The sequence below is a fragment of the Maritalea sp. S77 genome, assembly GCF_049801075.1.
GTDB lineage: Bacteria > Pseudomonadota > Alphaproteobacteria > Rhizobiales > Devosiaceae > Maritalea.
This window is the reverse complement of the sequence record NZ_JBNAGG010000002.1, coordinates 124,799-138,204: the sequence shown is the minus strand read 5'-3', so window position 1 is coordinate 138,204 and position 13,406 is coordinate 124,799. Positions and strand designations below refer to the sequence as shown.

Genomic DNA, 13,406 nt, shown 5'->3' with positions numbered 1-13,406 from the left:
GTGGCAACAGTTAAACTTAAAGACCTGACCAAAGCCTATGGCAAAGCAGAAGTATTGCATGGCATCAATTTGGACGTAAAAGACGGCGAGTTTGTTGTTTTGGTTGGCCCTTCTGGCTGCGGCAAATCCACAACGCTGCGCATGTTGGCCGGGCTAGAAGAGATCACATCTGGCGAGGTGAGCATTGGCGACAAAACCGTCAATAATTTGGAACCTAAAGATCGCAACATCGCGATGGTGTTCCAAAACTACGCCATCTATCCCCATATGAGTGTGCGCAAAAATATCGGTTTCGGGCTGCATACGTCCAAAATGAGCAAACCAGATAAAGAAAAGCGGATCGACGAAGTCGCCGCCATTTTGGGCATGACAGAACTCCTAGAGCGCAAACCCTCGCAGCTCTCCGGTGGGCAACGCCAGCGGGTGGCCATCGGCCGCGCCATGGTGCGTGACCCATCGGTTTTTCTTTTCGATGAACCCCTGTCCAACTTGGATGCGCAATTGCGCACCCAAATGCGGCTGGAAATCAAAAAGCTGCACCAACGTGTCGGCACCACCATCATTTTCGTGACCCACGATCAGGTCGAAGCCATGACCTTGGCCGACCGAATTGTGATCATGAAGGATGGACACATCCAACAAGTGGGCACCCCATCAGAGGTGTTCCAAAATCCAAAAAACATGTTTGTGGCGCAATTTATCGGCGCGCCATCCATGAACATGCTTCAAGGCAAGGTAGAAGGCTCCAGCGTCAAACTGAGCGCCGGGCCGACCCTCGAACTGCCCATTCAAACCGACATAAAAGACATCACCGTCGGCATTCGCCCAAGCGCACTCACCACAGCCAAGGAAGGGCAAACACCATTGATGGAGGGCACTGTTTCTTTGGTTGAGCCTTTGGGCACCGAAACTCTGCTTTACCTCGATGTGGGCGGCGAAGAAGTCATCGCTTCTGCACCAGGGCGCGTTCATCCGCAACCGGGCGACAAAATTTCCTTGTTCGCTGAAGCTGAAGAAATCAGTTTGTTTGACACCAAGACGCAAGAGGCGATTGCGTGATCAACAGAACCGACAAAGGCATACTTTGCGTAGGACGCGTTTATTGCGATCTCGTGTTCGCAGGCATGCCGCATATGCCGCGCTTGGGCGAAGAAGTCTACGCCGAAAGCTTCAGCGCCCATGCCGGCGGCGGCGCCTATATCACTGCGGCCTATCTTACAGCGGCTGAACAAAAGGCGGAGCTTTGTGCCTATCTGCCCCATGGGCCTATGGGCACCTATGTGCAACAGGATTTAGAGCAATCTGGCGTCAGCGGCCATTACGCTCAAATTGCCGATGAGAGCTGGGGCACCCAGCTCACGGTGGCCATGGCCCTAAACGATGACCGCGCATTCTTGACACGACGGGGCGGTGCGCCCATTCCCGATAGCTTTGATCGAGCCCTCGCCGATCCAAATATTGGCCATGTGCACATTGCCGAACTGGCCACCCTACTGGAAGCACCCTTCATCCTCGAAAAAGCAAAGGCAGCAGGCCTCACCATTTCGCTGGATTGTGCGTGGGATGAACAGGCGATGGATGCTGGCGAAGTGCGCAACCTTATTGAACAAGTCGATCTGTTTTTACCCAATCTATCTGAGTTTCGACGCGTCTTTGACGTGACCGGAGAAATTGAATTCTTTGCGTCGGAATTGAACAATTGGAAGACCAAAGTGGTGGTGAAACGCGGCGCGGATGGCGCAACCTTGTTTCATTTGGGTCAGCACCTATCCGCCCCGGCGCAACATTGCACAATTGTTGATCCAACGGGCGCGGGCGATGCCTTTAATGCGGGTTTTCTCACCGCTTGGCTCGCTGGCAAGTCGGATCAAGACGCATTGGCCGAAGGCAACCGCTTTGCCGCCTCTTCTATCGGCTCCATCGGCGGTGCGACAGGTGCCAAACTGATCAAAATGTCTGCCAGCTAGACAGGGTCAAAGCATCCAGCTAAGGCTAAGCTAATCAAGTTGGAGGCCCCATGGCTTATTTGCATCGTTTTTTGATCACGTTCGGCTTTTTGCTCTTTGGCATGTTTATGTGGGTCATTCTGCCCAACACACTTGGCTTGATCGTCTTTATCATGTGTGGCTTTGTTGGTGCCATGGTCGGCACCATCATTTTCAAAAAGCAAGCCAGCGAGCAACAGATTAAAGAAGATCTGCAAAACCGCTTGAACAATGACTAATAAAAAAGCGCGGCCCCGAGGGACCGCGCCAACATGCCGCTGAAAATTCAGCATGCGCTCAATTTCTAATCATCCGCCACTTCAGTTTCAAACTCTGACGGCAGTGTAATTTCCAACAATTCACAATCGTCAGAACAATTGCGATAGGCCGCTTTCATGAAAGGCGGCACCACAAACGCATCGCCTGCCACCAGATCATAAGGCTCTTCGCCATCCACCATTAGGGTCATGCTGCCTTCTTTGACGAAGGTGAACAGAATATCCGTATTGTGGCTGGTGCGCGGCGCCACTTCGCCTTTGATGGGCCGCGCCACTTGCACGCCAGCCACGCCTTTGGTCGCCTCGCCAATGCCCGTATCCCGCGCTTCAAATCCGGGAATGCGCCATGGCTTCCAAGTGGCTTCCGCCACTTTGTCATAAACAAATTTGGTGCCTTGCCATTCACGGTCCGGGTCACCTTTTTCCGTCGGCAAAGTCATCTCATGATCAATGGTAGTCACATGGTCGGCGGGCACGCCAATCTCAACCACTTCCACATTGTCTGAGGCTTCCATCACCCGGTGGCGAATTTCCGGCGGTTGGATCACGCAATCGCCTGCGGTGAGATGTATCTTCGGCCCTTGCCCCTCATAAAGCACATCAACCCAGCCGCGATAACAGAAGATCAATTGGAATCCGACCGTGTGATAATGCACCATATCCGGCACCGGCCCGCCATCTGGAATGCGGATGTGCGACGCAATGATGGAGCCGCCCAACCGATCCGGGATCAAATCGCGATAACGCATACCCGCGCGGCCAATCACCCAGCTGTCGCTATCCTTCAAGCGCCGTACCAAAAAGCTATGTTGCGTTTCCGGCTGCACCAAAGGCGGGTTGGCATCGATAATTTCAATCTGCGTGCCGTTTGGCGCAGTCAGCTTGGTTTCGCCTGCGGCAAACTTGTCAGGATCATCACAATTTAAGCGCAAACTATACACCGTGCTGGTCGCATCGCGATCTAATCGGATAGAAACCCCATGGCCAGAGATCACCGCAACGCTGGGATCATCCGCTGGAAAAATCTTGTCCAATCGAAAGCCCAATCGCTTCAAGAAAAATGGCAAATCCTTTTTCAAATCCGGTGTCGACAGCACGATTTCTGCGCCTTTCACCAAATCCGGCTTGGTTTGCAATTCTGCATTTTGTGGATCCATGACCATCTCCTCCCTATTGATGTTCAAGGCACGCTTTCACCAGCATCACCTCGGTCTCATGGCATGTTTTGAGCTTGTGCCAGCGGAAATCGTCCATACCAGCCTGTCGCCAGACCATAAGCGAGAAAACGCTCTGGTCAGCGCCGAGGCCCATAGACGGGCCGGGCAAAATGCGGGCGCTGATCCGGGCTGTAAAAGGACCGGCTTCCGTGGCAGATAGCAAATAATGCACCATATGAAACGCGGGCTCGTAGGCGACTTTGACGTAGATTTCGCTTCGATCAAATAGGCTTTTGCCTTTGGTCACGCCATCACCAAGCGTTTCAATTTCCCATGTGCCGAAGGTCCATTGGTCCAGATTTTGCGGCGACGCCACAAAATCCACCACCTTGTCATGGGGCACATCAATCACGATGGAGGTGATATGGCTATCAAGAATGCTCATTGATAAAGCCTTCTGACTTGCCATCAATATTGGTCACCACCAAAATCTTTGCTGGGCAATCGCCCCCCGCCACATAGGCGTGGGCCATGCTGCCATCAAAATAAATGCTGTCGCCCTCATTGAGCAAAGTGGGGGAGTAAAAGTCGGTATAAAAGACCAACTGACCTTCCAGCACATAGAGAAATTCCTCCCCCGCGTGGCTGGCCAATCCGCCCGCCTCTTCCAGCGACTTTTTGGTCACCGTATTGACGGCTGGGTGCATCTTCTTGTTTGCCAGATCGGTGGACAACACTTCCGCCACATAGCGTGCAGTTTCAATCGGCGGCTGCTCACCGGCCCGCGAAATCGACCGCACACCGGTGCGCATAGGCTGCGCCGCGGCCTCAAAAAAGGCTGTGATATCTACATCCAGCGCCTGGCTGAGAATATAGAGATTGTGCGCACTCACCGGCGTTTGCTCATTTTCCACCCGCGACAAAGTCGCCTCGGATATGCTGGTGATCCGCGCCAACTCGCTCAAGGAATATTTCTTGGCTTTGCGGAAGGCTTTAACCTGCGCGCCAACTTTCAAATCTTCAAAATTTGGCTTACGTGAGGGGTCAGTCGCCATTCTTTTGCTCCTTTTCGTCCGGGTGGCCGAATCCGCCACCGCCGGGCAATTCTACCACTAGGCTGTCACCTGCGGGAACCAGATGAATGCCTTTGCCTTTCAAAGCAGATCCTGACCCCAAATAGGCCTTACCCAACGCCCCCGGCTCGCCGCCTTCACGGCCCGCTGCCGCATTGTGCAACCGATCAAACGTGGCCGCCGAAATGGTGAATGGCGCCGCCTCGCGGTTCGCAACTTCAATCACCTGCCCATGGCCGCCGCGATATTTGCCCTTGCCGCCACTGTCGCGCAAAATCCGCTTGCGTTTGAACCATAAGGGGCACTGGCTTTCTGTGATCTCCACCGGAATTGACCCCACACCAGAGGGAAACGCCATCGCGTTCAACCCGTCCTTGCCGGGCCGACCGCCAATACCACCAATCGCCACATTCATCACATTAAAGCGGCGCGTGTCCTTCAACGCGCTCGGCAATGCGTGGCCATGGGCCGACGCCATCGCCAGCACCCAAATGCTGCCCGCGCTTTCGGCCTGAACCCGGTTCGGCAACGCCTGTGCGAGGCAACCAAACACTGCATCAGGCAGCATTTGGCCGATCACATGGCGGGCCGTAACCGGGCTGGGAGATACCGGGTCGACGCAAGTCCCCGGTTCGCTAATAAGATCAAAACAGCCCAGCGAGCCCGCATTGTTCGGCACATCCGGTGCGATCACGGCTTTCAGCCCAAACACCACATAGGCTTGGCTATAGGTGCGCGGCGAGTTGATTCCATAATTAGACGCAGGTGAACTGCCCGACAGATCAATGGTGATCTGGTCACCTTCTACCCGCAATTCGGTTTTGATGGTGATAGGGCTTTCATACCCATCCAGCGGCAAATCATAATGATAAACACCATCCGGCACCTCGCTGATCGCCTTTTGCGTCGCGGCTTTGGAGGTCTCCAGAATATGCGCAGCCAAATCATTCAGCCCGTCGATCTGGAACTCTTCCATCATCTCCACCAGCCGATTGACGCCCGTATCATTGGCGCTGATCAGCGACATCAAGTCGCCTCGCACTTCCACTGGATTGCGGGTATTGGCCAAAATCACGCTGAGCAAATCTTCGTTGAGCTGCCCTTCACGCCGCAAATACATATGTGGCACCAGAGTGCCCTCTTCATAAATAGAGGTCGCATCTGCGGAAAAGCCCACACCACCCACATCGATGACGTGGCAGGTCGAAGCGAAAAGCCCGATTGCCTTGCCGTTGTAAAAGGCAGGTGTCACCACCACAAAGTCAAACAAATGCCCGGTGCCCATCCATGGGTCGTTGCTCACCAACACATCGCCGGGTTTCAGCGTTTCAATGGGAAAGCGCTCCAAGAAATGCACCACGGCATTGGCCATGGTGTTCACATGCCCCGGTGTACCCGTCACCGCTTGCGCCAACATCGCCCCGTTTAAATCATAAACCCCGGCAGACAGATCACCCGCCTCCCGCGCCACTGCCCCAAAAGCAGTGCGCAGCAAGGATTGCGCTTGTTCTTCCACCACAGAAATCAGGCGGTTCCACATCACTTGGGTGCGAATAGCGTCATGAGCGTTCTGGCGCATTAGACAGCCTCCTTACGGGTCAAAATGATGTAGCTATGGGCGTCAATCTCCGCATCAAATTGCGAGGTGACGATGGTTGAAGTCTCATGCTCAGCGATGATGGCTGGACCGGCAATCTTCGCGCCCACGGGCAAGTCAAACCGCCAATAGACAGGCGTTTCCAACATCGTACCCTGCGCCCCGTCAAACAATTCGCGATGACTGCGCGGGGCAATCTCCGCCGCCTCACCTTCACCGAAGGTGGGCGACACCCCATCATCAATTTCGCACAATACGGTCACAGACCAGGTGACGATCTCGCTCGGCACATTGTCCAAGGTCACGCCGTAAATGGCGCGATATTGCGTTTCGAATTGATCGTGAATCCATTGAGCATCTGCGATGTCCAGCGTGCCTTCAGGCAACACAACTTGCAGCTCATGTCCCTGCCCTTGATATCGGATGTCTACCACACGCTGCACCTGCACTTTGCGATCTCCAGCGGCAGGGCGTACAATATTGCCCGCCTCGCGCGCCATATCCTCAATCATCTCATTGGCGCGCTTCATATCCGGATGGTCCAACACCATCGGGAAGCTGCGCGTCACTTCATAGGAGATCGGTGCCCGCAAGAAGCCAATAGCAGAGCCAACCCCGGCCCCAGCAGGCACAATCATTTTGTTGATCGACAGCTTCTCCGCCAGTCGGCAAAGGTGCAGCGGTGCCCCGCCGCCAAATGCAATCATGGTGCTGGCGGCAATATCGCGGCCACGCTCAATGGCGTGCACCCGCGCCGCATTGGCCATGTTCTCTTCTACAATTTCCACCACACCAGCAGCTGGCCAAAATTCGTCCAACCCCAATGGCGCACCAATCTGTTGACCCAACGCGTCCTTCGCTGCATCCGGATAAAGCGGCAGCTTGCCGCCTGCGAAATAGGCCGGGTCAATTTTGCCGAGCACCAAATTGGCATCCGTCACCGTTGCCAATTCGCCGCCACGACCATAACTGACTGGCCCAGGTTCAGACCCAGCACTATCCGGCCCCACCTTTATGCGCTGCATGGCATCGATCCGCGCGATGGACCCACCACCCGCGCCAATTTCCACCATCTCAATCACCGGAATACGCACGGGCCAGCCGGACCCTTTTGTGTCGCGATAGGTCCGGGCAATCTCAAAATGCCGCGCCCGCTCAGGCACCGCGTCAGCAATTAGGCAAATCTTGGCCGTGGTGCCGCCCATATCGAACGACAAGACATTGTCCAAATCACATTGCTTGGCGATATGGCTGGCCAAAATCGCGCCACCTGCCGGCCCGGATTCCACCAACCGAATGGGGAACCGTGAAGCACTTTCCAGAGTTGTCAGGCCACCGCCGGACATCATTAAAAATAGCGGCGCATCAATACCAAGGTCAGAAAGCTCTTTCGCCAACCGCGTGAGATAGCCTTCTATCTGCGGTCGCACCGAGGCGTTGGCGCATGTGGTTGAAAAGCGCTCATATTCGCGGATTTCCGGGCAAACCTCGTGGGAGACACAGATTGTCACCCCCTCGCCCAGTTCACGCAGCACGATGTCTCGCGCACGCTTTTCGTGATCACTATGGGCATAGGCATGCAAAAAGCCGATAGCAACGGCCTCAACTTTGACAGCACGCAATTCGGCACAGATTGCCACCAGCTCATCTTCGTCCAACGCAGAGAGAATTGACCCGTCTTGCGCTAAACGTTCCGTCACGCCAAACCGCAGCTCCGCAGGCACAATAGCGGGCGGCATATCGATCATCAAATCATAATGGTCAAAGCGCTTTTCGTAGCCCAGCTCCAGCACATCTTCGAAACCTTTGGTGGTGATCAGCGCCGTTTTAGCCACTTTGCGTTCAATCAGTGCGTTGGTGGCCAAGGTTGTGCCATGCACAAAAACGTCAATATCTTGCGGGGCGACCGCAGCTTGGTCCAGCACGACGCGCACACCATCCAAAAGCCCCAGCTCTGGATTTTGCACATTGGTCAGCACTTTAGCGCTATGGCGCACGTCCCCCAGCTCCAGCACGACATCCGTAAAAGTGCCGCCAATATCTACCGCCAGCCGGACAGATTCTTCGCCTCGCATATGCGCCTCTTCCTCCTGAGCAACCACCTCAAAGCAGCCACTCCTCCCATAAAATCTATTTATTTCATATTTGAAAGATTTTGCAAATGCAACCGCAAAATCGGAAGTTTAGCATTGCTCACATTCACCTGCGACAATTTGTTCATACTTAAACTATTGAAATACAACAGATATTTTTATTCATACATATTTTATGTTTAAAATTATTCGCTTCATATGTGAAATTTGGTTGACAGGTTATTTCAAGTATGAAACTTTTTTAGGCAAGGGGAGCGAGAGAGAAATGCAAGATTTGTCTGAATTGACACAACGCGCATCAGAGTTGGACAGCAAAGACCCAATCGCGCACATCGTTGAAGAATATGAGCAACCTAAAGGTTGGATCTTCTTTGACTCCAATTCTGTCGGCCCTGTGCCTAAAACAGCTCGCCCTGCAGCCGATGCATTAATTGACGACTGGATTGCTTTGCGTCGCCGCGGATGGGCGGAACGCGATTGGGTGGATATGCCTGCCATTTTGGGTGACCTATTGGCCCCAATGATTGGCGCCCCAAAAGGCGCAACCATCGTGTGCGACAACACCACCATCAATCTTTATAAAGCAACAGGCCATGCGCTTGCGATCAACCAAGATCGCACCATCATCCTGACGCAAAAAGACAATTTCCCCACTGACATTCATGTGGTGCAGGGCTTTGAACGCGCCAACCCAAATTTGGAAGTGCGCTATGTCGAGACAGAAGAAGAAGCTCTTGCGGCCCTCTCTGGCGACGTCGCCGTGTGCACATTCAGCCATGTTGGCTATAAGTCTGGCCAGCGCTGGAACATGGAAAAGTTCAACAAAGCCGCTCAAGCCTTAGGCGTACTCACCATTTGGGACGTATCCCACTCTGCAGGGGCAGTTCCGGTTTTGGCGGAAGAGAGCAACGCTGATTACATTGTCGGTTGCGGCTACAAATATCTCAGCACAGGCCCTGGCGGCCCCGCCTTTATTTATGTACGGCCAGACCTAAGTGAGAAAGCTTGGCCACCTGTTTGCGGCTGGATGGGCCACGCCGATATCTATGCTTTTGCTGGCGATTATGAGCCGCATGACGGCATCAAGCGCTTCATATCTGGAACGCCGATGGTAGGCGCCAATCAGATCGCCCATTGCGCCGCGCAAATTTACAACAAATTTAGCCCCAAAGACATTTGGGCGCGCCATGAAAGCCTCAGCAACTTCTTCATTGAAGCACTACAGCAAAGCTGCGGGCCGCTAGGCGTCAAAATCGCATCACCTCTGGATTATGATCAACGTGGGGGGCATGTTACCTTTACCGCGCCGGGGGCTGGTCATGTGGTGGAGGCACTGATTGACGCGAAAGTGATTTCATCATTTCGCAAGCCCGATGCGATCCGGTTTGGTTTGAGCCCGGTTTCATTGACTCACGCGCAAATCGCGGAGTCGGTGGGTCGGCTTCAAAAAATCCTCAAAGAGGAGATCTGGCGAGATCCCAAATACGCGCATGTCTCTGTTTAACGGTCGCGTGTGAAATAAAAAGAACAAAGCGCACCAAAACAAAGACTTAACAAAAGGGAGAAGGACATTGAAAAAACCAATTTTGGCCGTCGCATTGTCGGCCTTACTTGCAGCCCAAGCAGGCTTTGCCGCGGCTGAAGACGTAAAAGTTGGCACCGTTATGGGCATCACTGGCCCCTTGGCTAACTTTATTCCACCTATTCTGAACGCCGCCAAATTGGCCGAAGCTGATGTGAATGCAGGCGGCGGCATTTTGGGCGGCGGCAAATTCGAACTTGTCGTTGCTGATGGCCAAGCCGCAGCCCAGCCTTCGGTTGATGCGGCCACTAAGCTTGTGAACCTCGAAAATGTGGCGGCCGTTATGGGCGCCCTTTCATCAGGCGCCACCATCGCAGCCGCCAACGCGGTCACCATTCCAAATGGTGTGTTGCAAGTATCACCAACAGCCACCTCACCGGCTATGACCGACATGGACGATGGTGACTTTGTTTATCGTATCGTGCCAAGCGACAACTATCAGGGTGAAGTACTCGCCAAGATCGTCTTGGATGAGGGCATTGAACGCGTTGCTGTAGCCTATGTGAACAACGATTACGGCGTGGGCATTGCGGGCACCTTCAAAGAAAACTTTGAAAAACTCGGCGGCACCATCACCGGCTATGAAAAGCACGAAGATAAGAAAAACTCTTATCGCGGCGAATTGGCAACTTTGGCCAATGGCGACCCGCAAGCGCTTGTTTTGATTGCCTATGCGGGCGGCAGCGGCGCAAAGATTGTAAAACAATCTCTTGAAGCTGGCCTATTTGACCGCTTCATCGGCACAGATGGTTTGCGCGACGATCTGTTGATCGAGCAAGTGGGTGCAGAAGCTTTGGCCACCTCATTCTTCTCAGCGCCAACATCCCCTGCCGAAAACCCTGCGGGTGAAGCACTACATAAGCGCTTTGACGAAACATATGGCGAAGGTTCAGACAAGCCATTTGTTGATCAATCTTATGATGCAACCATGCTGATCGCTTTGGCCATCGAGAAGGCTGGCACAACAGACCGCACCGCCATTAAAGATGCGCTGCGCTTTGTGGCCAATGCCCCGGGCGAAATTGTTGGCCCAGGCGAATGGGAAAAAGCTGTAAAGCTTTTGGCTGAAGGCAAAGACATCAACTATGAAGGCGCCGCTGGTAGCCATGAATTTGACGATAACGGTGACGTTGCCGGCTTCATCGGCAAGTTCGTAGTTGAAGGTGATAGCTACAAGCAAATCGCCATCTTCGAATAGTCAAACGCTTTGGTGCTCGCAGCCCCCTCTGCTGCGGGCACGCTAAGGTCAGGACAAATCCATGATCGCTTTTGAGAACATCACCATGCGCTTTGGCGGCGTTGCCGCAGTGGATCAATGCAGCTTTGAAATCCCAAGCGGCAAGATCACCGGACTAATCGGCCCCAACGGCGCAGGAAAAACCACCGCCTTCAACGTGATCGCCGGGCACTTGCAGCCCACTTCCGGCCGCATCCTTTTAGAGGGTGAAGACATCACCACCCTTCCAGCGCATAAGCGGCAAGCCAAGGGCATTGCCCGCACCTTTCAATTGGCGCACGAATTTCACCGCATGACCGTGGTTGAAAATCTGATGGTGGCGGCCAAAAACGAGCTGGGCGAGAACATTTTAAATGCCATATTCCGCCCCGGCCAATGCAAGGCGCAAGAACAAGCGGCCTATGACCGCGCCATGGAAACGCTGCAATTCCTCGAAATTGAACAGCTAAAAAACCAGCTGGCAGGCGACCTTTCCGGCGGCCAAAAGAAACTGCTGGAACTTGGCCGAGCGCTGATGCAGCACCCGAAAATCATTTTACTTGATGAGATTGGCGCGGGCGTAAACCGCACCCTTTTGGGCAAGATTGCCGAAAAGATCATCCAGCTCAACAAGGAGCATGGCTACACATTTTGCTTGATTGAGCATGATTTGGACTATGTTTCTCGCCTCTGCGACACCGTGATTGTGATGGCGCAAGGCACCCTGCTCACCACAGGCACCGTTGATGAAGTGCGCAAAGATGAGCGCGTGATTGAAGCCTATTTCGGTGGCGGAAAATATCAGGAAGCCGTATGAGCAACAAAATTCTCGATGTGCAAAACCTCACTGCGGGCTATGGCAAGCAAGCGATCATTGAAAACATCAATACCAATGTGAGCGACCAGCAAATCGTTGTGATTGTTGGCCCTAACGGTGCGGGCAAATCGACTTTGCTGAAATCCGTTTTTGGGCTCAATAACCGCATGGACGGGGATATAACATTTCACGGCCAGTCGATTTTCACAGCCAAAACATCCGAGCTGGTGCCCATGGGCATTTCCGCCGTGCCGCAATCGCACAATGTGTTCCCCACCCTTACGGTAGAAGAAAATCTTGATGTCGGCACTTTCGCCGCCCCACCGCCGGATAAAAAAGCGACCAAAGCCAAAATCCTCGACCTGTTTCCCGATCTAAAAGACAAGCTAGGTCAGCAAGCGGGCGAACTCTCTGGCGGACAACGGCAAATGGTGGCTGTGGGCCGCGCGTTGATGAGCGAACCGAAACTGATCCTGCTCGACGAACCAACAGCGGGCCTGTCGCCCGCATATTTGGAAGTGATTTTCGATTTGCTGCTGCAAGTGCGCGATAGCGGCGTGGCCATTTTAATGGTGGAGCAGAATGCCAAACAGGCGCTACGCATCGCCGACTATGCCTATGTGCTGGTCAACGGCAGAAATGCCTATGAAGGCACTGGCGCAGAATTGCTGCAGGACGACGAAGTGCGCAAATCATTCTTGGGCGGAGGTGCGCCACAATGATGGATTTCATCAATTTCTATCTCATTCCCGGCATCACGCTTGGCTCCATTTATGCTTTGGGTGCTGTTGGCGTTTCCATGATCTTCGGCATTTTGCGCTTTGCCCATTTTGCCCATGGCGATTTGATGACCGTTGGGGCCTATTTCGCTCTCTCCGCCGTTTGGCTGTTGGGCATTCCCGCCCTCGCCGCCATTCCGATTGCGGTGGCACTAACCTGCTTGGTCGCCCTTTTCGCGGATCGTGCCTTTTATAAGCCCCTGCGGCAATTGCCGACCATATACACGGTGATCGCCTCGTTCGGCGTAGCGCTGATTTTCCGCTCCGTAATCCAACTTTTGTGGGGCACCGAAAGCCAAGTCTATTCCGTGGGCTTCCAAAAGCCGATTGTGCTATTTGATAGTTTGCGCATCGCCACTCGCCACATTCAGATCATCGCAGCCACTGCGGTTATCACCGTTGCGCTCAACTGGTTTTTGCACCACACGCAAATGGGCAAAACCATGCGTGCCGTGTCCGACGATCCGGCTTTGGCCAGCGTCGCCGGGCTCGACCCGGAGAAGACTATCCGTTGGACATGGATTATCGGCGCGGGCCTTGCCGCCATTGCAGGCGTATTTGTGGGCCTCGACACTGATGTGCACACCATGATGGGGTGGAACCTGTTGCTGCCCATGTTCGCCGCCGCGCTGCTGGGCGGCATCGGCAAGCCATTGGGTGCCATCGCAGGCGGCCTAATCATCGGCATCGCCGAAGAAATCTGCACCTACCCCATTTTGGGCGAGAGCCTGATTTCGCCAAGCTACAAAAGCGCAGTCGCCTTCGTGATCATGCTGTTGATCCTGATTTTCCGCCCCCGTGGCCTATTTAAAGGGAGGCTCCTCTAATG

General features: G+C 53.9%; 13 protein-coding genes. 8 read left to right on the top strand and 5 right to left on the bottom strand.

Features of this window, described 5'->3' with window-relative positions:
• Genes ACP15Y_RS08355 through ACP15Y_RS08345 form a run of 3 tightly spaced genes read left to right on the top strand, consistent with a single transcriptional unit; the run spans window position 1 to window position 2,224 of the window.
• Window positions 1–1,059, top strand: coding sequence for an ABC transporter ATP-binding protein (locus ACP15Y_RS08355; RefSeq protein WP_424982605.1), 1,059 nt, complete (start codon window positions 1–3; stop codon window positions 1,057–1,059).
• Complete coding sequence (locus ACP15Y_RS08350; protein WP_424982604.1) at window positions 1,056–1,967, top strand: carbohydrate kinase family protein; 912 nt, start codon at window positions 1,056–1,058, stop codon at window positions 1,965–1,967. The genes ACP15Y_RS08355 and ACP15Y_RS08350 overlap by 4 nt, the downstream gene beginning before the upstream one ends.
• A gap of 50 nt (window positions 1,968–2,017) precedes the next feature.
• The gene (locus ACP15Y_RS08345) at window positions 2,018–2,224 is read left to right on the top strand and encodes a hypothetical protein (protein ID WP_424982603.1); all 207 of its coding nucleotides are present in this window, start codon (window positions 2,018–2,020) and stop codon (window positions 2,222–2,224) included.
• A gap of 65 nt (window positions 2,225–2,289) precedes the next feature.
• Here ACP15Y_RS08345 and ACP15Y_RS08340 read toward each other — a convergent pair whose 3' ends face one another.
• From ACP15Y_RS08340 to ACP15Y_RS08320, 5 genes are read right to left on the bottom strand one after another with little or no spacing between them, the layout of a single operon-like run.
• The gene (locus ACP15Y_RS08340; protein WP_424982602.1) at window positions 2,290–3,420 is read right to left on the bottom strand and encodes a cupin domain-containing protein; all 1,131 of its coding nucleotides are present in this window, start codon (window positions 3,418–3,420) and stop codon (window positions 2,290–2,292) included.
• Between the two features lie 13 nt (window positions 3,421–3,433).
• Complete coding sequence (locus ACP15Y_RS08335) at window positions 3,434–3,865, bottom strand: hypothetical protein (RefSeq protein WP_424982601.1); 432 nt, start codon at window positions 3,863–3,865, stop codon at window positions 3,434–3,436.
• Entirely contained in the window at window positions 3,852–4,475 is a 624-nt protein-coding gene (locus ACP15Y_RS08330) for a helix-turn-helix domain-containing protein (RefSeq protein WP_424982600.1), read from the bottom strand. The genes ACP15Y_RS08335 and ACP15Y_RS08330 overlap by 14 nt, the downstream gene beginning before the upstream one ends.
• A complete protein-coding gene (locus ACP15Y_RS08325) occupies window positions 4,465–6,072 on the bottom strand; it encodes a hydantoinase B/oxoprolinase family protein (protein ID WP_424982599.1) in 1,608 nt (535 codons plus the stop codon). The genes ACP15Y_RS08330 and ACP15Y_RS08325 overlap by 11 nt, the downstream gene beginning before the upstream one ends.
• Window positions 6,072–8,165 carry a hydantoinase/oxoprolinase family protein gene (locus tag ACP15Y_RS08320; RefSeq protein ID WP_424982598.1) on the bottom strand — a complete coding sequence of 698 codons (2,094 nt, stop codon included), beginning with the start codon at window positions 8,163–8,165 and terminating at the stop codon, window positions 6,072–6,074. The genes ACP15Y_RS08325 and ACP15Y_RS08320 overlap by 1 nt, the downstream gene beginning before the upstream one ends.
• 283 nt (window positions 8,166–8,448) lie before the next feature.
• Between ACP15Y_RS08320 and ACP15Y_RS08315 the strand changes: the two genes are divergently transcribed.
• The 5 genes from ACP15Y_RS08315 to ACP15Y_RS08295 all read left to right on the top strand — a co-directional run bounded on the left by ACP15Y_RS08315 (window position 8,449) and on the right by ACP15Y_RS08295 (window position 13,404).
• A complete protein-coding gene (locus ACP15Y_RS08315; protein ID WP_424982597.1) occupies window positions 8,449–9,687 on the top strand; it encodes an aminotransferase class V-fold PLP-dependent enzyme in 1,239 nt (412 codons plus the stop codon).
• Window positions 9,688–9,754: 67 nt separating this feature from the next.
• Window positions 9,755–10,963, top strand: coding sequence for an ABC transporter substrate-binding protein (locus ACP15Y_RS08310; RefSeq protein WP_424982596.1), 1,209 nt, complete (start codon window positions 9,755–9,757; stop codon window positions 10,961–10,963).
• Window positions 10,964–11,024: 61 nt separating this feature from the next.
• Window positions 11,025–11,798: an ABC transporter ATP-binding protein gene (locus ACP15Y_RS08305; protein ID WP_424982595.1), complete on the top strand. Its 774-nt coding sequence runs from the start codon at window positions 11,025–11,027 to the stop codon at window positions 11,796–11,798.
• On the top strand, window positions 11,795–12,520 hold the full coding sequence (locus ACP15Y_RS08300) for an ABC transporter ATP-binding protein (protein WP_424982594.1): 726 nt from the start codon (window positions 11,795–11,797) through the stop codon (window positions 12,518–12,520). The genes ACP15Y_RS08305 and ACP15Y_RS08300 overlap by 4 nt, the downstream gene beginning before the upstream one ends.
• The gene (locus tag ACP15Y_RS08295; protein ID WP_424982593.1) at window positions 12,517–13,404 is read left to right on the top strand and encodes a branched-chain amino acid ABC transporter permease; all 888 of its coding nucleotides are present in this window, start codon (window positions 12,517–12,519) and stop codon (window positions 13,402–13,404) included. The genes ACP15Y_RS08300 and ACP15Y_RS08295 overlap by 4 nt, the downstream gene beginning before the upstream one ends.
• The last annotated feature ends 2 nt before the right edge of the window (window positions 13,405–13,406 follow it).

What these genes read in the sequence shown, in the direction of transcription:
- ACP15Y_RS08345 (WP_424982603.1), top strand. Translation starts at nt 2,018, where the DNA reads ATGGCTTATTTGCATCGTTTTTTGATCACGTTCGGCTTTTTGCTCTTT.
- ACP15Y_RS08330 (WP_424982600.1), bottom strand. Translation starts at nt 4,475, where the DNA reads ATGGCGACTGACCCCTCACGTAAGCCAAATTTTGAAGATTTGAAAGTT.
- ACP15Y_RS08335 (WP_424982601.1), bottom strand. Translation starts at nt 3,865, where the DNA reads ATGAGCATTCTTGATAGCCATATCACCTCCATCGTGATTGATGTGCCC.
- ACP15Y_RS08295 (WP_424982593.1), top strand. Translation starts at nt 12,517, where the DNA reads ATGATGGATTTCATCAATTTCTATCTCATTCCCGGCATCACGCTTGGC.
- ACP15Y_RS08320 (WP_424982598.1), bottom strand. Translation starts at nt 8,165, where the DNA reads ATGCGAGGCGAAGAATCTGTCCGGCTGGCGGTAGATATTGGCGGCACT.
- ACP15Y_RS08325 (WP_424982599.1), bottom strand. Translation starts at nt 6,072, where the DNA reads ATGCGCCAGAACGCTCATGACGCTATTCGCACCCAAGTGATGTGGAAC.
- ACP15Y_RS08300 (WP_424982594.1), top strand. Translation starts at nt 11,795, where the DNA reads ATGAGCAACAAAATTCTCGATGTGCAAAACCTCACTGCGGGCTATGGC.
- ACP15Y_RS08315 (WP_424982597.1), top strand. Translation starts at nt 8,449, where the DNA reads ATGCAAGATTTGTCTGAATTGACACAACGCGCATCAGAGTTGGACAGC.
- ACP15Y_RS08305 (WP_424982595.1), top strand. Translation starts at nt 11,025, where the DNA reads ATGATCGCTTTTGAGAACATCACCATGCGCTTTGGCGGCGTTGCCGCA.
- ACP15Y_RS08340 (WP_424982602.1), bottom strand. Translation starts at nt 3,420, where the DNA reads ATGGATCCACAAAATGCAGAATTGCAAACCAAGCCGGATTTGGTGAAA.